Source organism: Arthrobacter sp. Y81, from assembly GCF_002929335.1.
Lineage (GTDB): Bacteria > Actinomycetota > Actinomycetes > Actinomycetales > Micrococcaceae > Arthrobacter.
Window position 1 is genome coordinate 1 of the sequence record NZ_PJIL01000026.1, and the last position, 18,644, is coordinate 18,644.

Sequence of the window (18,644 nt, forward strand, 5' to 3'; positions counted from 1 at the left end):
CAATCATCACCGAGGCCACACCTCACTCAAAGGTCAGCCACCGGCCAGCCGCGTCACTAACCTCTCAGGTCAATACACCTAGGCCGCCCGGGAAGAAGAGTCCGGATCCCACACACCTCCGCTCTGTCGACGGATCGCGCGCCGGCCCCAGACACCCCCGGAGACGTTGTCACTGAATGGAACGTCCTGCGAAACCGACGGTCTGGCGGCGAAGTCATGTCGCCTGAAACAGAGAACTTCATGAAGTGGTGAAGGCAGCACCAGGAGGAAGGGACCAACATGCAGGTCGAAAAGCCGCCCGTGCACAAAGGTGGGCACAATGTGCACACCCCCTTTGGCCGGACAAACACCCGATGAGCGGACTCTGCCCGCTCGCAGAAAGCGGCTATCCGAGGAAGATCATCGAAGAGAATTCGTCTTGCTCATGTCGTCACCACAATTCCGGGCCATGAATGGGTGACGGCCAACAACTGGCCAGCGGAACAGTCAGATAGGACGGCACACACCTTAGATTCCAGCAAGCAGAGGGCCCGCCAGTCAGGCCTCTGCCCACATAACTTCACAGGCGACCGCGGCGCCAGGCCCAGGCCGCAGCCAGTGTCAGAGGAACCCAACGACGGACAATGTCCACACATTAAAGCAAAAACCCCTCTGACGAGGGGTCATGCGTGCCCGAGGTGGGACTCGAACCGGGTTCCAGCCCTTGTGAACACTGGGAAGTCCCGGAAACATCGCCAGTCCGACCCGATCCGCCCCCAGTACGCCCCAGTCCGAAGTGTGATGTCTCTGGACATGGGTGACGGTTCTGTATCAGGAGATCGGTGACATTTCGTGTATCAGGACTTCGGTGACGGTTGTGGGTTGTTTCATGGTGCGTCCTGGGGGCTTGCCGTTTCCGACTGATTTGGTCCCGGCCGATGGACGGGGGTAGGACGTGATGTGGGTGCCCTGGTCATCGAAGAACTGGATCGTCTCAGTGTCCCAGAGCGCGTGGATGGCCTGCCGGGCGTAGGGTCTGCCGATCATGTAGACCACGCTGTTGATCGTGACTCTGCCGTTGGGGTAGGCGATGCGGGTAGCCTGGCCGCTGCCGCGGGTCCCGTCCTGCGTGAGGGCCGGGACAGGTTTCGGGTGGGGTGGCTCGGCGGCCGGTGTGGCCTCCATGCTTGTCGCGGGGTGATCCGCCCGGGCAGGCCCTGATGCGGGCGTTCGGTGTTATAGAGCTCATCGAACGCGTCGACCTGCTCCTGAAGCTGTTCAAGGCTCCCGGCGAGGGGTTGTTTGTCCAGGAAACGGAACAGGGTCCGGTGGAAGCGTTCGTTCTTGCCCTGCGTGGTTGGTTTGTACGGTTTCCCGGTGATCGCCTCGATCCCCAGGGAGGTGACGTACGTGAGGAGCTGGCCTCGGAGGCCTCGCCGTGAAGGGTTCAACGCGGCCCCGTTGTCCGTGAGCAGTTTCTGGGGCACCCCGTGCGCGGTGATGCCCTTTTTCACTACCGTGATCGCGGCCTCGGATGTTTCCCCGGCGGCGACGTGGGAGGCGACCGCGAAACGGGAGTGGTCATCGATGAGCTGGAAGATCACGCATTTACGGCCACCGGTGAGGACGTACTCGGTCGCGTCCAGCTGCCACAGACAGTTCGGGGCGGGGTGAACGAAGCGGCGGTACGCGGCCCGGGGCTTCTTTCGTGGCTCCAGCCTCGAGACACCGCTTTGACGGAAGATTCTGGCCAGCGACGCGACCGAGGGCACCGGTTCCAGGCCCATGGAATTCATCTTCTCGAATACGCTGATCGGTCCGTGGTCCAGGCCCGAGCGCTCCAACGCCGCCCGCACCTGGAGGGCCTGGTCCTTGGCCTCCTCACTGATCCTGGACGGGCTCTTGCGCGGCCGGCGGGAGCGCGGTTCCAACGCCGCGGCGGGGCCCTCGGCCCGGGCCCGGCCCAGCAACACGTAAAACGTCTTACGGGAGATGCCATGCTCGGCACAGAACGACGTCACGGCACCACGCGGCGGATCATCCGGCCACTGCGAGATCGCTAAACGGACACGAGGATCAACAGGCTCAACTCCACTCATCCACCCATCAGAATGGCAGAAGTGTCACCACCAAGAATCCCTGAAGTGTCACCGATGTGCTGATACAGAACTGTCACCCATGTCCGGAGACATAACACGCCCCAGTCCGAAGCCCAAAGTGTGCACATTGTGCACACCCTCTTTTTGTCTATTTCGGCGGCCAGAAAACGGGCTGCTAAGACGGCCGTCCGGGCAGGGCGCGATTCCGCTCGAACACGATAGCACGGGTCCGGAAACGAGCAGGCCCCGAATAAGCACCGCACTACCCCGGCGGGCCTCCTGCTGGAATCAACGAGCTTCATGATGTCGGGCTCCTCCTCCCCGAACATCTCATGGAGAAACGAACAGCGACCTGCATGACCAACCGACAGGCTGGCCTCCAGGAATGAGCACGGACCACCGAAGCGCAGCCGAGCCGACCGCAACGAGCGCCTCTTCCCCGGCCCAGACGTGCCCGACTGCCTGGCGGCAGACAACTGACAGTGGACGTTATGTAAAGCTATTTGCCTGATAGTTGCAAACGCACCCTACTCACAGCTTGCCCGAAACTCTTCCGTCGCTGGGGCTGAGGGCCGGCTCATTGAGAAGTTGGCATGCTTGCTATGGAGTGATGCCGCTCTAGGTCATCGATAGGCAGAACTCGTCGTTGATTTTGATCACGAGCGCGATAAGCATTTTCAGAGACGTGAGATAGGTCTGGAAGTGTTCGGATTCGCTTGCTGAGGCTGCTTGCGACCCGTGCAGGTACTTGTTCCTAAGCTCTGGTCCATTGCTGAACTCGGTCTTGTTTAGAAAATAGTTGAAATAACTGGCTTCCGCTTCTGTCAGTAGTGAGGAGCTGCGGGTAACCCATCCGCGGGCTTCAAAAGCATCGACGTGCGTGCGTCCTTCGCGCGAGAGACGGTGATACGTCGCTGCATTTCTGGCAAAGAGCCTGTAAAGGAGCCCGAACTGTTCTGTCTTCGCGATCTGCACGCGGGCGCCTGTATCTTCCAACACCCTCAGGTGGATTAGCTTGTCGACTATGGATTGCTGGTGCACAGCGAAATCGGTATACGAAATCTCATTGCGGACTAGGAGTCGCGCAGCGCTCGAGTCATGGAGAGTGTCGTTGATGTAAGTCAATCCAGACTGGTCGGAAAAGAGCGTATGGAGCACCCCATGGATCTCTTCGTGGTCGGTCGCATATACATATTTTCCGTTAAGCAGGCTGGGAATTTGGCGGTAGGCCACCGGGTCCGACGTAAGCGCGAGAAGTTCCCTGTCAAGCTCGCCCTCTTGGACGTAAAGCCTGAACTGGTTGACGATGCCCTCCATCTCGGCGAACAGGTGGCGTGCCTTTTCCAAAAAGGAAGACGCCGGGGCTGACGGGGCGAAGGAAAAATTGAGTGCTCCAAATTCTTCGACCAGGTATGAGTCGAAGAACCAAGAGATCACAGTTTCCAGGTCGATGTCCTTTGAGGACAGATAGTCCTGATACAGGCGCGTTTGTAGCAGTGAGCTGATTTCTTTGGCGCGGAAAGCGGCGCCGATCTGATAGTCCCTGCGTCCTGTAGTCGTCATGAATCTCTCAAAGACGCCCAGTTCGGAAGGGTACGACGGCAGCGTAAGGAGGGCGTGATCATCAGCGAATTCGAACAGGTGCTGGAAGTTGTTGAGAATGCTCGCTTTGTCTAGCGTCCCGTCAAGCCAGCTCCGGCTGTAAGTGTGGGTCGTCACCATGTCGTCGAGCTCCGTTTTTGCTGGCTCTCGTTGGGAATCCGAAAGCCTCACTTCGGCTCCAGTTTTGATCTTCATCGCAGACTCTTCCCTGAAGAGTTCTTCGACCATTCGTTGACTTCGCCGCTTGGCTTTGAGCTTGAGTCTCGCATCGATTCCTGTTTGGACGTCGATGGGGGCGGTCTCAATCAGTCGAACAAAGTTGAGGTTCGCATCTTCACTATCTAGGTAGTTGGAGAGCAACTCCTTCGCGTCGAAGGAGGTGAAATTCTTCGGGACGTACAATTCAGACGACACGTCCTTCTGTAGGTACTTCCGAATTAGGTGCTCGGCGTTGCGCGCATCAGCAAGCAGCGCGTCACGGATATGACTGTCATAGGTAGAAACGAGTTTCTTGCAGTCAAGCATCTCTGCCAGGTTGACCCCTGCCTCAGTTAGAGCCGGAAGCATGACTTCGGGTGTGCAACGCTCGAAAGCCCTGTTCCTTCCGAGAAGCTCGAGGAGATTGAAACGGTAGTAGTACGGGATCCCACTCAGCCGAGCCGCGACATTCGTGTCATTGAAGCCGAAAAAGAACTTGGAGACGGCAGCTCGGAGTTGCGGGGCCAACGCCTCGGCAGTCGCGCGTTCCCTTGGGCTATACGTGAGGGGCAGGACACCGGCCTCGATATATGAGTGAACGTTGTGAAGCTCAATGGCATCAACAACGGTCGGTGGAACGTCGGTGGTATCGAAGTGGGCAATCAGGTAGGCAATCCGTTCAAGATGCCAATGTGATGCCAAATCCGCTGCACCATAGAACTTCACACGTTTTAGATCCGCCGCGCCATCCATCATGCTTCGATCAATCCCTATCTGGCCAGTACTGCCAGGACCGGCAAGGTCCATCGGGAAGAGGATATCCGGCCCGCTCCCCCACGCCGTCATCGTGAAGGAACACCGAGTGGGACGGCGGCTTCGTCTCAGTGCAATCTTTCTGACGATCGCGGGGGACAAAGCAGTTGGGAGTTGACGGGACATCCGTTACCGGCGTTTGCGGTTACCGCCATTAGATGAGGAATCATGCACGTGGATCGCCATCCTCCTGACGACCTCCAGCATGCGTACAGCCTCTGGAACGCGTCCGCGTACAGCGACCTGAAACTCGCTGGCTATCTGGCCAACAAGGTCCAACCCTGGGCCTTCTCGGCGCCCCGGTGAATCTCACCGTGCTGAACCCCGGACCAAGCACCCTATTGTTTGAGCAGCCCGAACGGGACCTGAACGACGTTGTTACCGAAGTATGGCCGCATGAGATCCTCGCTTCGATGCCATGGGATACCCACTGCTGACTCGTAGAGGTGTATTCTTGCCCGATTCGGTCCGGCCGGAAAGGGAGTGCCCAAGATGTCGCAATCGGAAGTAGCCCAAGCCATCAGCAGGTCTCGGCAGTACTTGACCGAAAGCCCGGAGAAGGCCCGCACCCGCGATTCAACGGCCACTGCCGTGCTGGAGGATGGGCTCCGGGTCCGGGTTGACGGCCCGCACGGCTGGTCCTTGGTGACGGACATGGGGCCAGGAGTTGGCGGGAAGGGTTCGGCGCCTACTCCTGGATGGATGCTGCGCTCGGCAAGCGCCGCCTGCTTGCTCTCGCTCATCGCCATGCGTGCCGCCGAAAAGGGAGTGAGCCTAAACCTGCTCGAAGTTGATGTTGACAGTGAATCTGATGACCGCGGTCTGCTGGGAATCGGTAAGGACACTCCTCCAGGACCCCTCGCTCTGCGCACAGTGGTCCGCATAGCAGCCAATGACACCGAAGAGGCCGCTCTCCGCGACATCGTTTCATGGGCAGACGAGCACTCCCCCGTTGACGATGCGGTCCGCCGCGCTGTCCCAGTGGAGCTGACCGTTGTGATCGGCTGAGCCGAGAACGACTGATTAGGAAGCAGCATCCAGACGCATTCAACCGTAAGACGTTTGCAGCGTCCTCGCAGCGACCGCTGCCTACCTTACGGCTATCCGGAGCCGATCTTTAAGGCCATGACTGAGAATAGCCTTTCGCATTGCTCGTAAATGCGGCGCTTCTCCCGTGCGATCTAGCGAACCAGGCGTCGGTCGGTCTTGTGGAAGGCTCCTGCGGGCGGCGTGCCCGGTCTGCCGGGTTCCTTGCCGCCCGCCCGCAGGACAGAGGTGCGCTTTTCCCGGTTCAGCCTGCCGCACTGGGTTAACGGAACCTCCGATATCGGCGTTCAAACCACGGGAGTAGAAGTAGCTGCGAGAACTTCCGTGCATGAAGGAACTGGCGGTTTCCGCAGGTCAGACATGCGATGCGATGAATATGACTTCAAGCCTGAGTTTGCCCGCGGATCCCTTGTCGCTGTAGGTTTCCTGCATCTAATGCATGTTTCCATGGTTTAGGGGTTGCAGTGAGTGGTGTCGTTCCGGGTTTCGTCCCGCGATGCAGCTTCGGGATTCCATGGGAAGGCCCCTTTAACTCCCACACCTCCAGCGGCTGGACCTGTAAGGTTTTGGCATAGCCAACAAAGGTGTGTGGAGGCATCATGGATGCGGAAACAGTAGAGGTTCTTCTGGCCGGTGGGGCAGGCGGATTCTGTCTGGCACTCGGGCGGCTGCTCATCTCCTACATCGGCCTCAATCACATGGAGGATCCTAAGATGGGGCGGTTCCTCGCCGCTCAGAGCATTCCCATCGTGGTTCTCAGCGTACTTGGCATGATCGTGGCCTGGGCAACGGCACCTCCCCCCGTGAGCCCCTTCCTTACCGGGCTTGGCGCTCTCGGATTTATCCTCATGCTGGGCAAGGACTACCCGAGTCACAGTTCCGAGGCGGCACAGCAAGATGTCTAAGCCGGCAATCATGAGAGATGACTTCTGGGCAGACGCAATCAATTCCCTCTTGTTGCGGCCACCCTACAGGCCTCCTGTGTCCACCAGACCCAATGTAGAGCCGACACAAACACCCCACAGCAGCGCGTCCGATTCTCCCGCCGAGGCACCTGACAGTCAGGCTGATTCTCCTGCTCGGGAACCCGAGAACGGACACATCAGATACATTGTTATACCGTCCGACTTCAAGCCCCGGATTAAGTACGGCGCGAACGCACCGGAAAGCGAAAGCGGGGAAATCCTAGACATCTGGGAGCCGGCTACGAGAGAACAAATCGCAGCGTTCTTAAGGCACGCTTCATTTGATGTGAGGACGGGTTCAGAACAACCATCAGCAGACCAGACCAGGGTTGAGGAGCCGGCAACGAATATGCCCTCAGTGTCCCCTGTCACAGGACCGAATACGCCTAGTGGGGAATCATGGGAGGGCGAACGCACTGCGTCCGAGTGGCTGAATTCCACCCGTGAAAATCTGGTGTCTGTCATTGATGCTGATGTGCGTGCCGTTCATGAGGAGATTGCTCAGGCCTTTGGGCGGGACCTCGATCCGGCACACATCAGGGTGGCCGAGGAAAAGGCACAGCAGGTTTCCTTGGAACTCGCAGCCCTGGCCTCGCAACTTGAGACATCCCGCAGTGATTGGCGGAACCCTGCAAGGAATGCCGCAGTAAACGCAGTGCAAGCATGGATGCGGGCATCCGGTGCGGCTGAACAGGAGACACCAAAAGAACCCGGTGCAATTTCCCCCTCCGATCCAGCGTTGCCGGAGGAACTGAGGAACCTCGCCATCATGTCGCCCCTGCCCCCTGACAGCACTGATGCCCAGCCCGGCCCCCTTGACGAGGAACGGCAGAGATTTGCATACGCCCGACTGATTTCCAACTACGGGTTTTCCGAAACCGAAACCTTCATAGTCCTGGAATTCGCCAACGGATACGACCCGGCAGTCATTGCCGAGGACCAAGGGAGAAGCGAGGATGATGTCCGGAAATATGTAAGCAGAGCCTACGATACTTTCGGCGTTCACTCCCCCGAAGGACTACTTGCGGTTTTCAGCTGGCTCACAGCCAGACAGGCAGAAGCCGTCGCAACAGCAGAGCGAGAGAAAGCAGAACGCGGAATCATCGATGCACTCAGGCCGGACGAAGGCCCAGAGCAGGAAGAACCCGAACCCGTACGGGCAGAGGTGGCCGCCCATAAGCCAGCGGAAGCTGACCAAGAACACCGGTAACCCGTCCGTACCTTCCTCACCAGCGGGCGTGACAAATGTCCGCCAGCGAGCCGTAAAAGAGTTCCGGTACTCATCCATGAACACTTCCCACAACTCCTGCGCCTTGCTGGAACGCGGGATTGTCACTGTCCTGTATGCGTGGAAGCCCGGTAGGGAAGACGCTGTCACCGTCTCCTTTCGGAGGCGTTCCGAACCTCGTCGACTCCCCTCTGACTGCCTCGCTATCCTCTTCGCGCCAGTCCAATTAGCGCCACTGGCGATCGCCGTGCAGCCAAGAATGGCCGCCGATATCGTCTCTGCTGTAGTAGTTGGCCGCCGAGGCACCGACTGAGGAGCTTGCGGTTCAGCTACTTCGTGAGAGCCCCCTCCAACCAGGACCTTAGTACCGGGGCGGGAGCTACGCCGGCCAGCCTCGCGACGATCTTGCCGTCGAGGATGACCAGCAACATTGGCACTGCCTGAATGGCGAATCTGGCAGAGAGCTGCGGCGAGTGGTCCACATCGACCTTCACAAGTTTGATCTGCCCCGCGCGTTCGTGTGCCAACTGGTCCAGCACGGGGCTCACCATCCGGCAGGGTCCGAACCACACCGCCCAAAAGTCCACCAGTACCGGAACGCCGGACCGTTCGGCGATCTCGCCGAAGTCGTAGTCGCCCGCTTCAACCACCGGGAAGCTCCCGGTGGCAACTCCCGCAGCGTGGCCGGCCCTCCGCGACAGCCGGAACTCGGTTGAACTTGCCGCAATGGGGACATTTGATGATGCCCTTGTTCATGCGGTTCCGGCCCCTTCCAGCTTCATCGTGCTGTAGTCAACCACGAGTTCCCCTTCGAATGCGGTCACCCTGACCACTCCGCCCTCCGCGATGCTGCCCCGCAGCACGGCACGGCCCACCTGCGTTTCCACCACGTGGGAAATATAGCGGCGCAGGGGCCGGGCTCCGGATCGAAGCCGCGTTCGGCTATCAGGAGGCGCGCCTCCTCGGTTAGGTGCAGCTCTGTTGCTGCTCGGCCAGCCGCTGCCGCAGCTGCTGGAACTGCAGATCAACGATGCGTTCGATTTGCGGCAGTCCCAGGGGCGCGAACAGGACCGTATCGTCGACGCGGTTGAGGAACTCGGGGCGGAAATGCGCCCGGAGCTCACCCATGACCATGCCTCTCCTCGGTGATCGCCCCGCCTTCGGCCGAACCACGGAAGCCACCTCGATGCCACCCATGAACAGGGAAGTGTCGGAGCTCCATCGTCTTCCTGGCAAACATGCACGCCTCGTCCAAGTCGGAAATGACGATCAGCCGGGAGACCGTCTACCAGTACCTGCGCCACGCCAAGCTGGGGTGGCGCCCCTCCCCCGCCAGCAGCGGGCGCCTAGGTTAATGCGGGGCGGGGGGACTTCCCGCACAAACCTAGGACGGTCGTCCTACCTCCTACGGTTGTTGGGATGCCTATCGGGAGAGCTTCTGGTCGTCCGGGTGCGTATCGCCAATATGTCCGGGGGCGTTTGCCGCCAGGACCCGCTCCACGAAGGCACCGTATTCGTCCATGTAATGTCGCAGGAAAGCTGCCGTGGACTCGTCTGTTACTGCCCCGTCATCGCCGAAGATTCCCGGTTTGAATTGGATGTACGCTTCCGAAGCGTTCAGCTGCGGGGCATCAAGGAAGCTCAGCACCGAGCGCATTGTGGACTGCATGACGGCGGTGCCGATGCTTCCGGGCGAGGCGCCGATGATGCCGCTTGGTTTGCGGGCGAACGAGTTGGATCCCCAAGGGCGGGAACCCCAGTCGATGGCGTTCTTCAAAGCTCCGGGGATGGAGCGGTTGTATTCGGGCGAGATGAAGAGGATGCCGTCGCAGGCCTCGATGGCCTCCTTCAGTGCCCGTCCTTCAGCGGGGAAGTCGGCGTCGTAGTCGTAGCTGTACAGGGCGAGATCTTTGATGGGGATCTCGGTGAAATCAAGGTTGCCCGGCGCCAGCCTGATGAGGGCCTTGGACAGCGTACGGTTAATGGAGCGGCTAGCCAGGCTGCCGACGAAGTAGCCAATTCTGTAGGTTGCTGCCATGAGCTTGATCCTTCCCAGGATGCTATTGGTTGGCCGTGCATACGTGCCGCATCTGATTAGGCAAGGTCTTCGTTATGGAGCCACGCGGATGCGGCGTCCTTGGGGTTTTGCTTGGCATTTCCGGAGACCTGTTCGTTGAGCTGCATGAGGTCCTCAGTGGTTAGTACCCGCGAAACTCTGTTGAGGATTTTCCTGGCCTCGTTGCCGACTCTGTCTGTGCGGATCAGTGGCAGCACCTGCTGGGCGGCGAAATTGTCCTTGGGGTCCTCAAGCGGCACGAGGTTATTTCTTGCGATCAGCGGCGAAGTGCTGAAGATGTCCGCGGCCTGGATTCGGTCGTCCAGCAGCGCCCGAAGGGTCACTGGGCCGCCACCGTCGCTGAATGGTACAAACTCCTTGGGGACGCACCCGTACTTGGCTGTGAGGCCGGGTAGACCCTGAGGCCGTTCCTGGGCCTCGGCCGGCATTCCCAGCGCGATCTGGTCACAGATTTTTCCAAGGTCATCGAGGTTTTTCAGACCATACATGGCCGCAGTTTGTTCTGTTACGACGATCGAGTCCTTGTCTTCGGCGGCGGCAGGTTCCAGGACAGCAAGCCCTGCCGGCAGCTTCCCCGGGAGTTCCTCCATCACGTCTACGGCGCTGACGGCTGTTGCGTTCTTGTCCACGTAACGCAGGAGGTTGCCGCTGTAGTCGGGGACCAGGTCGATAGAGCCGTCCTGTACTGCTCTGACATAGACCTCCCGGGAGCCAATCCGCGGTTTGGTCGTTGCGGCGATGCCTCCTGCGTTCAGTGCCCCCGCGTAGATTTCAGCGAGCGTTTCACTCTCGGGGAAGTTTGCCGACCCCACTACCAATGGTCCTTTGGCACCGGCTGACCCTGCTGCTTGGCCGTTTTCCAGCGGGTTTGAGCTGCATCCAGTCAGACCCAGGACGAGCAGAAGTCCGGTAATGAGAACGGCTGGTCGTGTAAATATGTTCCGCATGGGTTTTCCTTAGGTTATATTGCGTCGCTGATCCACGGATGCTGCCAGTCGGGTGGAGCGCCCCGCGCACCACGGCCGGAACGGGTGAACGGCGCGTGGGCGTCAGGGCTGCACGCTGATGGCCTGTGCGGCTGGGACGTCCAGCTCGGTCTGTTCGGAGCTTAGCCAATGAGGGCTGTCGCCTTGCCGACGGTGGCAGGATGGGACGGATCGGCCAGCGCGTCCATAATTTCCTCGTATCCAGGAAATTCGCTGGAGTCTTCCAGTGGGCCGCGCCGGGCGCCGTCGATCAGCCGGTCCGGCGGAGTGCCTTCGTTTGCTGGCCGACGGGAAAGAGTTCGAGCCGGTGAAGCCGGCTGTCGCCAAAGTCGTATTCATAGAAGATCGCGCCCGAACCTAGGCCGAGAAGCTGCTCCAGGGATCCCCCGGCCTGTCTCCCGGGCAGGAGCGACGTGCCGGCATGCGTCGAGTAGGACAAACTGCTTGAGAGTATGGTCAGCGTTGAGAATTTTGCAGGCAGGAACATCGATGGATCGGAGTGCATCCTGGCGGTTCGCGTGGAGCTCGTCGACAGCGAGCCTGGCATTAGACTCCAGTTTTGAGATCCGGAGCTCCCTGGCTCTGAGTCAGGTGCACAGAACTCAGTCCTAACGCGACGAAACGACGGCTATCAGTGCGAAATAGGTGCGACTAAAACAACGGATTGGCAGTCACGAAAATGGAACAGCTTTCTTTCATTCAGGTCATCCCTGATCCAAATAATGAGTCCATCCTTAGTCCTTTGCTCCACCGCTCCGACATACTCCCGTTTCCCCCACGCTCGCAGTGACACAACGTCCCCGGAGTCGAGGCCTGTCCAGGTCAGCAGGGGATGCTTTTCAGCGTCATCGCGTCGCTGTCCTGCTTCGGGGTCATCGTCCTGCGTTGCTATGACGTGGCCTATAACCGCACCCGGCATCAGGGATTCTTCACAGCAAATCGACTTCCCGGGTCTGGCCGTAAACAACTTCGGGACTGAGGGCGACGGTAAATGTTGTGTAGTCGACCCTAGTCACGAGAATGCCGTAACCAACTGCGTTCTCACGGAGCAGCAGTGAACTGGCACCCTCTAGTTGTTCGTCGTGAAGCCGGGTCCTCGACCCTGACAGTGATCGTTGAGGTGGCGGTGGACATTGTCTCTCCTTTGAGTAATCCAACCAAGAAACCGGGGGCTGACTGAAGGCCGCCACGGGCACTAATGAATCATCAGGGGCTGGCTGGATGATGGCCGAAGCCGGGGCCTACGGGTTGGTGCGGTATTGCTGCATTCCCCCATTTCCGGCAGCCAAGAACCCGCCGTTGAGCCTCGACGAGCTAACAGAGGACATAAGAGCGTCACACCAGCTGCTCCCTGCCGGGGCGGGTCTCAGACCTGTTCTTTCGGAAGGTCGTACCGCCGTACCGCATAGCGATACGCGTGCGCGTCGGTCTCCACTTCGAATCCAGCAAGGTCCCTTTCAGAAGCCTGCTCGAAATCGTCGTGCGAATGCACGATCGGCGCGAAATAATCACCCCGCGAGGCGGGGCCCAAAAGGACGTAAGCCCACCACGACGGATGAAAATGTCGCCTTAAAAAATCAAGTGGGATTGCCACAATTCGACCTCTCAATTGGAACATCTGGATACTTCTCCCTGTAACAGTTCTCGTTCATCGCGCTTCGAAGTAACGCGGATCGTCGTTGGGTTTGATGGTCTTGTCTTTGACTCTTTCGATCGGGTTGAAGGCGGTAACGACCTCACCGGGGGTGCTATGGTGCCGGTGTTCGTCCGCAGCCGACAATCCCGGACTCGTTGGACAACTCGACCCAAGGTCTGGGTGTCGAACGGCTACGTCATGTCACGCTCAAACGTCGTGAATTGCTCGTCGTCGTCCTGGCCGACCGCGGGTTTGTGAGGGTAGGCACCGGGGCCGGGATGGACCTTGTCAATGAGGTCGAGGTATTCGGGGTTGCGGTCAATGAACTCACCCACGACCGGGCAGATGATGGTGATCTTCTTCCCGCTCTCGCGGATCTCATCTAGCACGCGAGCTACGAGTTCCGTCGCTACCCGATGGTTCCGGTAGGCATGGTTGACCCAGGTTGAAAGCAACACGACCCGGCCGCCCACGAACCGATACGTGAGCTCTCCGATGGCCTCAGCGCCGAGGGCAGCGATCCATCGGCCCCGCTCCGTATCGTTGATTACATCGAGCTCCCAGCTGGACTCCACCTCACTGAGAGCCTTCTTTTTCAGAGTAGCGACAAGCGCCGCGTTGCTCTCTTGGCGCTTGGTCTCCTCGGTCTCGATGTTGGTCGTCACTGTCACACTTTCTGTCGGGGAAGCCCGGAGCGTTGCGGGCTAGGATCGGTGTGACCCTTTGGTAACTCCTGGGTGCTTGGGGTCGATGAGGTCGGCGTACTCGGGGTGGTGCTCGATGAACGTGCGCACGATCGGGCACATGATCGTGACCGTCTTTCCTTGTGCGCGCACGTCGTCGAGGACGCGTCGGATCAGCTCGGTGGCGATGCCCTGTTTGCGGAACTCGGGGAACACTGACGTGGCCAGCAGCACTAATCGGTCGTCGCCGGCGATGTTGTAGGGAAGACCGGCTATCTCGTTGTCGCCGACGATGGCCTCGTAGATGCCGGTTTTCTCGTCGTTGACGACGTAGAAGTCGAATGCAGGGGCATGCGGATCATCGACGACCTCGTCGATGAGGACGGCCTGGTCCTGGCTGAGGGTGCCTGTTCCGTCGGGGTATCCGGCTTGGTCGGGGTACTCAAAGGCGTAGCGGGTTGGCTCGGCTGGTTCGGCCATGGAGGTGTCCTTTCGCTGATTGACTGTCCGGGGTATGCCGTATCCTTACGGACGCACGCGGATGATCGTCTTTCCGCCCCGTCGCTCGGTCGGGTTGAGGGCGGCGACGGCATCGTTGAGGGCGGCGATGTTGCCGATGTTCGTGCGCAGTCGTCCGTCCCGCACTCGCTGTACGATCTCACCGAGTTGTGCACGATCAGACTCGACAACGAAGTCGATTGCCAGGCCATCCGTAGGGCGCGCTTCGACCGGCCCAGTGATGCTCACCAGCGTTCCTCCGGCCCGGATTAGGCCCGCGGACTGCTTCTGGATTTCACCACCGATCACGTCGAATACCAGATCGACTCCCCCGACGTCTTCCAGGGTGTCGTTGGCGAGATCGACGAACTCGTGTGCGCCGAAGTCAAGTGCCTTCTGTCGGTCGGCGGCGCGTCCGGTGCCGATGATGTAGGCGCCGGCCTCACGGGCCAGCTGTGTCACCATCGACCCGACTGCGCCGGCCGCGCCGTGCACGAGGAGGCTCTGACCCGACTGAAGACGGCCGTGTACGAACAATCCCTGCCACGCCGTCAGGCCCGAGATTGGCAGACTTGCGCCAACCGTGAAGTCTACGTCGCCCGGCAGCGGCGCGAGGTTGCGCGCCTCGATCGCCACATACTCCGCCAGAGTGCCGTCGCGATGCCAGTCCGAGAGGCCGAATACTCGCTGGCCCACAGACAGCCCCGTCGTGCCATAGCCGAGCGCGGTCACCACGCCGGCCAGCTCGTGCCCGAGGATCGACGGTGTTCGATCACGGTCGGCGCGATCAGTCCAGGTCGAGGACCACTCGACCTCAGACGGGACGAACCCCGACGCATGAATCTCGACGATGACGTCGTTTATCGCTGCCGACGGCTGGGGGCGCTCCACCAGCGTCATCCCGGCCGTTCCCGCGGCCTGATCCGTCACCACAATTGCTTTCATCAAGTACCTCCCTGTATCCAGTCCTTGCCTACACGGCTTTTTTACACCGCATTTTTTGGTTTGTTACGTTAGCGGCACCAAATCTCAATGTCTTACCACGCAGGTCGTTAAAACTTCTGGCACGAGAGCCGCTCAGGAGCCACACCTCGACGCAGTTCGCCGTGTTCTGAGCGTTTGACAGGTCTTCCGCTGCTGCTCCGCCGTCGTGGAAGATTCAACGGTGCAGCACACAAAAAGGGCGGATGACTCTGAATTCGATGCGGTCCAGTCGACTGAAGTGTGCGCTCGGACGCCCAGCAAAGACCCTAGGCCAACGTCCGTGGGGCAGGTGCAAATCTTTGTCAGCTCAGGTCGTCTTGATCTATGACGACGTGGACTGCGGCTTCTTCCGCTGATGCACCTCCCCCGTCAATGCCGATGTCGTTCGCCCAGTAGTCCGTCGCCGGGTCGTAGCTCTCCGGGGAAGCCCAGGCCAGACGGCCAGCTCGGACCGAACCGACCTGATCGTCGATAACCTCACCGTCCGTGTCAGTGGTGTCGCCAATACCATCTCCGAGAATTTCTTCTGTCTCGTCGGGGATCTCTCGGGCGAGCCGGGCGGACAGGGGCTCGTGGGACCGGGCCTCGCGTTGTGTGAACCCCCAGGAGAGGTCGGCCGGCCAATCCAACGGGGAGTACCCGGTTTCGTCTATGTCGTCGCCGAGTTCATCGGTGTCGAGGCTCTCGTCGGGTGGAAGCAAGCCATAGTCATCGGCCGGATTCTCGAAGCTGTTGCCATCATCGGTGCTGTTCATATTCGATCGCCTCCCTCATTAAGTTCTTGAAGCGTTAGCGGCGCCAAGCCGCGGCGTCTTACAACGCTGGTCGGACGGGTTGTGGCACACCTGGTTGGCGAGGACAACGCGATAAAGGTCTTTGGTAAGACGGCGCGAAAGATCGACGCTTATGAGGTAGGTGCAGGTGACAGCTGTTGTGCTTCTCCTTCATCGGACCGCGTGGAGCGCCAGGTGGTCCTGGGTAGGCCGTGCTACACATCGCGTGAAAGGAACCTTCAATCATGACAGCTGGTCTTGCTGGCAAGACCGCGCTGATCACCGGCGCTGGCCGGGGCATCGGCGCAGCGATCGCGACCGGGCTTGCCCAGCCCGGAGACTATGTAATTCTTCTCGACCGTACTCCCGACCAGCTCGACGAGACGGCCAACACGATCAGAGCGAGTGCGTCGTGTGTTCAGGTCTACCGGCCAAGGGGTGCCGACCCTGCTATGCAGGGCTGGATCCGTAGCCAAGGTCCTGAACGCGCCGGTGTGCCGGCCTCGCGACCGATTCGTCAGCAGGTACGGCGATCGGACAGGCGCCATCTGGGACCTCGGCGACCACGCCACGTAGAAGAACACGTCATCCGGGTGGTCGGGTGCTCCCGGACACGCCCACAAGCCGAACGACTAGGAGCCAGCATGGCAGGAACGGCTGAGAGCAGCGTCACCACCCTGACCGGTACAGAGCAGGAGGGTGCAGACGTGGATCTTTCCACCGCGTCCGGTGCGGAAGATCTCATCATCATCGAAAACAGTGCTTTCGGCATCTATGAAGCCGTATTGGGAGGTGAAATCGTCGCTGGCGTCATTTACAGCAAAGCGGCCAATCGAGTCGCACTGCTGGCGACCTCTGTGTTCCCCGAGTTCCGGGGTAAGGGGATCCCTGCAAGGCTCCTCAGCGGCATCTTTGACAGGCTTCGGGCGCAGGGAGCGACCGTCACTATCACCTGCCCGTTCGCCGCAGAATTCGTTATTGCCCATCCCGAGTATGCCGATGTTCTTGATTTGGCCGTCCCGGGCAATAGCGGCGTGAGGCACGGGCTGAACTTACGCCCGATTTCACATCCAACACACGTGAAGACCGCTTGTATGAGATGTATCGAGGAGAGGAACATTATGACAACCGTCGAGCTCACGGACGACAATTTCGAGACCACTATTAAGGACAACGACATCGTCCTCGTTGATTTTTGGGCCACGTGGTGTGGCCCTTGCCAGCAGTTCGCCCCGATCTTTGAACGATCCGCAGAGGATAATCCTGACATCGTTCACGGCAAGCTCGACACCGAGGCCGCGGAACGCATTGCGGCGGCCGCGGGGATCACGGCGATTCCGACTCTGATGGCGTTTCGTGAGGGGGTCCTCGTTTTCAGCCAGGCGGGCGCTCTTCCCGCCACGGCTCTCGCGCAGGTCGTAGAGTCCGTCAAGAGCCTCGACATGCGCGAGGTTCGCAAAGACGTAGCCGCTCAGAACGATAAGTCCGCGCCGGAGAATTGATGTACTCGGGTAGGGACGCGCTGCCCGATCTGGACGAGGCTATCCGGAAGCGTGGAAGGCGGCGGCCTATGCGACCGAGGTCTCGGGCGAAGCCCTCCCGCAGGGGTTGGCTCGTACGGAAAGCGAACTCATCAAGCTGTGCGTGTCACAGCCCAACGGATGCCTGTTCTGCCTCGATCTACATTTATGGCACGGGCGGCAGCTGGCGGCACGCAGGAGCTCGATCTGGGACCGGGGGTTGCGGGACGCGTCTCCCTTCGGCGAGTGGGAAGCAGCCGTGCTGGCGATCGCAGAAGCCGCAACACAGTCGCCCCTGAATGGGAACAGCAAAGCCGACCTCGTAGCCGCCCGCAGCTTGCTCGGTGACCTGACGTTCATGGCGGCGGAGTGGGTTGCTGCAACGACCAACGCGTTCAACGGAATCTCGATCCTGAGTGAGCACCAGGTACGCCCTCGTGACGCGGGAAGGGAAGCTGCTCTGACGATCATCCGTGACGTTGCACCATGCCTGCGGGCGGGGTTGCGGCTTCGTGTGGCTCCGTTGAGTCCGTGCTCGTACGGCTTGATTTTGCATACTGCCGTCGCGCGGAATATGGGTCTGAACGCGGCCAAGGCCGCTCACCTTGCGAGCTGGCGAGAGAGCACCATGTTCGCTGAAGGCGAGGGTGCGGCTCTCGCATACACGGAGGCGCTCACGGCATTTGACGTGTCCGCTTTCGCTGAACATCACGAGCGATTGGCCCGATTTTTTGATGAGAAGTTTATCGCTGAATTCGCTGCTGTGGTTATCAATATGAATGTCTGGACTAGGTTGAAACTTGCCCAGGTGGCTGTGCCGGTGCTGGACACAGTGGCGCCGAACGACGTTGGCCGGGTCGGACGGTGACCGATCTTAACGGTTCGCGGAAGGGCGGCGTATCCTCGGCATCGCTAACGGATGCGCTCGGCCGCGTCTCGACACATAGGGCGCATGTTCTCGATCTGGTATCGCCCACACCGGGGCGCGTATTGTGCGGGAGGGCTGTCACCATCCGGTTTGTTCCGTTTCGGCAGGATGTTTTTGACGCACAGGTGAACAGTTTCGCACGCCTCTTCTATGAGGCGGTTCCCGCTGATCCTGAGGAAATAGTGTTGGTGCTGGACAGCGGCGGCCAGCCGGATATCTCCGTGGGTGGTGGGACGAAGTTTTCGCGGCTACAGAATCGGAAACTTGCGGGGCTTCTCACAGACGGCCGGCTTCGGGATTTTGGTGAGCTCGAACGGTATGAGCCTGTTTTCTACTGCAGCGGCGAGACCGTGAAGGCGGGAACGGCTGATCTGATGCCCATCGCTGCGAACGTCCCCGTAGTTGTTGGGGGTGTGACTGTTCTCCCTGGCGATTTCGTGTATGCCGACGCCGCGGCGGCGGTGATTATTCCATCCGGGCTTGTTGACGAAGTATTTAAGCTCGCCGCAAGGATTGAGCTTGAGGACATTGCTTTTCTGACAAGTATCCGCGCCGAAGACCCCGACGAGATACGTGTTCGCGGAAGTCTGGAGACCTGAGTTGTGCCCCCGTGTTCCGGTGGAGATCA

17 protein-coding genes and 5 pseudogenes are annotated in these 18,644 nt (G+C 59.9%); 9 read left to right on the forward strand and 13 right to left on the reverse strand.

What is annotated here, in order from left to right; all coding sequences use genetic code 11:
• Positions 1-810: 810 nt before the first annotated feature.
• Both CXQ91_RS22125 and CXQ91_RS22130 read right to left on the reverse strand, forming a co-directional pair.
• Positions 811-2,000: pseudogene (locus CXQ91_RS22125) on the reverse strand (integrase core domain-containing protein).
• A gap of 696 nt (positions 2,001-2,696) precedes the next feature.
• Entirely contained in the window at positions 2,697-4,685 is a 1,989-nt protein-coding gene (locus CXQ91_RS22130) for a hypothetical protein (protein WP_219816577.1), read from the reverse strand.
• 180 nt (positions 4,686-4,865) lie between these two features.
• Between CXQ91_RS22130 and CXQ91_RS25500 the strand changes: the two genes are divergently transcribed.
• The 4 genes from CXQ91_RS25500 (at position 4,866) to CXQ91_RS22145 (ending at position 7,913) form a co-directional block, all read left to right on the forward strand.
• Positions 4,866-4,997: a hypothetical protein gene (locus CXQ91_RS25500; RefSeq protein WP_258074217.1), complete on the forward strand. Its 132-nt coding sequence runs from the start codon at positions 4,866-4,868 to the stop codon at positions 4,995-4,997.
• Positions 4,998-5,183: 186 nt separating this feature from the next.
• Complete coding sequence (locus CXQ91_RS22135; protein WP_146072414.1) at positions 5,184-5,699, forward strand: OsmC family protein; 516 nt, start codon at positions 5,184-5,186, stop codon at positions 5,697-5,699.
• Positions 5,700-6,337: 638 nt separating this feature from the next.
• Positions 6,338-6,643, forward strand: a complete 306-nt coding sequence (locus CXQ91_RS22140) for a hypothetical protein (protein WP_104176028.1) — start codon at positions 6,338-6,340, stop codon at positions 6,641-6,643.
• 514 nt (positions 6,644-7,157) lie between these two features.
• Positions 7,158-7,913: a hypothetical protein gene (locus CXQ91_RS22145; protein WP_104176029.1), complete on the forward strand. Its 756-nt coding sequence runs from the start codon at positions 7,158-7,160 to the stop codon at positions 7,911-7,913.
• Positions 7,914-8,260: 347 nt separating this feature from the next.
• On the opposite strand, the pseudogene CXQ91_RS22150 reads toward CXQ91_RS22145, so the two are convergent.
• The 11 genes and pseudogenes from CXQ91_RS22150 to CXQ91_RS22195 form a co-directional block, all read right to left on the reverse strand.
• Positions 8,261-8,687, reverse strand: a pseudogene (locus tag CXQ91_RS22150) (thioredoxin family protein).
• Positions 8,684-9,102: pseudogene (locus tag CXQ91_RS25840) on the reverse strand (type VI secretion system ATPase TssH); the annotation flags it as partial. The pseudogenes CXQ91_RS25840 and CXQ91_RS22150, both read right to left, overlap by 4 nt.
• A 252-nt stretch (positions 9,103-9,354) precedes the next feature.
• Positions 9,355-9,969 carry an NADPH-dependent FMN reductase gene (locus CXQ91_RS22160; protein ID WP_104176030.1) on the reverse strand — a complete coding sequence of 205 codons (615 nt, stop codon included), beginning with the start codon at positions 9,967-9,969 and terminating at the stop codon, positions 9,355-9,357.
• Between the two features lie 56 nt (positions 9,970-10,025).
• Entirely contained in the window at positions 10,026-10,820 is a 795-nt protein-coding gene (locus tag CXQ91_RS22165) for an ABC transporter substrate-binding protein (protein WP_374953697.1), read from the reverse strand.
• Between the two features lie 296 nt (positions 10,821-11,116).
• Entirely contained in the window at positions 11,117-11,329 is a 213-nt protein-coding gene (locus CXQ91_RS25845; protein WP_374953701.1) for a hypothetical protein, read from the reverse strand.
• A complete protein-coding gene (locus tag CXQ91_RS25515; RefSeq protein WP_258074220.1) occupies positions 11,245-11,433 on the reverse strand; it encodes a plasmid pRiA4b ORF-3 family protein in 189 nt (62 codons plus the stop codon). The genes CXQ91_RS25845 and CXQ91_RS25515 overlap by 85 nt, the downstream gene beginning before the upstream one ends.
• Before the next feature lie 927 nt (positions 11,434-12,360).
• Complete coding sequence (locus tag CXQ91_RS22175) at positions 12,361-12,588, reverse strand: hypothetical protein (protein ID WP_374953698.1); 228 nt, start codon at positions 12,586-12,588, stop codon at positions 12,361-12,363.
• A 233-nt stretch (positions 12,589-12,821) separates the two neighbouring features.
• On the reverse strand, positions 12,822-13,295 hold the full coding sequence (locus CXQ91_RS22180; protein ID WP_104176032.1) for a GNAT family N-acetyltransferase: 474 nt from the start codon (positions 13,293-13,295) through the stop codon (positions 12,822-12,824).
• Between the two features lie 39 nt (positions 13,296-13,334).
• Positions 13,335-13,793, reverse strand: a complete 459-nt coding sequence (locus CXQ91_RS22185) for a GNAT family N-acetyltransferase (protein ID WP_104176033.1) — start codon at positions 13,791-13,793, stop codon at positions 13,335-13,337.
• A gap of 45 nt (positions 13,794-13,838) precedes the next feature.
• Complete coding sequence (locus CXQ91_RS22190) at positions 13,839-14,756, reverse strand: NADP-dependent oxidoreductase (protein ID WP_104176034.1); 918 nt, start codon at positions 14,754-14,756, stop codon at positions 13,839-13,841.
• A gap of 341 nt (positions 14,757-15,097) precedes the next feature.
• Positions 15,098-15,550, reverse strand: coding sequence for a DUF5709 domain-containing protein (locus tag CXQ91_RS22195; RefSeq protein WP_104176035.1), 453 nt, complete (start codon positions 15,548-15,550; stop codon positions 15,098-15,100).
• Positions 15,551-15,813: 263 nt separating this feature from the next.
• Here CXQ91_RS22195 and CXQ91_RS25850 point away from each other — a divergent pair.
• The 5 genes and pseudogenes from CXQ91_RS25850 to CXQ91_RS22210 all read left to right on the forward strand — a co-directional run.
• Positions 15,814-16,560, forward strand: a pseudogene (locus CXQ91_RS25850) (SDR family NAD(P)-dependent oxidoreductase); the annotation flags it as partial.
• A gap of 129 nt (positions 16,561-16,689) precedes the next feature.
• Positions 16,690-17,070 (forward strand): thioredoxin, encoded by a 381-nt coding sequence (trxA, locus tag CXQ91_RS25525; protein ID WP_258074224.1) that lies wholly within the window; start codon positions 16,690-16,692, stop codon positions 17,068-17,070.
• A gap of 76 nt (positions 17,071-17,146) precedes the next feature.
• Positions 17,147-17,347 (forward strand): annotated as a pseudogene (locus tag CXQ91_RS25855) (carboxymuconolactone decarboxylase family protein); the annotation flags it as partial.
• Positions 17,348-17,956 carry a carboxymuconolactone decarboxylase family protein gene (locus CXQ91_RS25070; RefSeq protein WP_374953699.1) on the forward strand — a complete coding sequence of 203 codons (609 nt, stop codon included), beginning with the start codon at positions 17,348-17,350 and terminating at the stop codon, positions 17,954-17,956.
• Positions 17,953-18,615, forward strand: a complete 663-nt coding sequence (locus CXQ91_RS22210; protein ID WP_104176037.1) for a dimethylmenaquinone methyltransferase — start codon at positions 17,953-17,955, stop codon at positions 18,613-18,615. The genes CXQ91_RS25070 and CXQ91_RS22210 overlap by 4 nt, the downstream gene beginning before the upstream one ends.
• Positions 18,616-18,644: the final 29 nt, after the last annotated feature.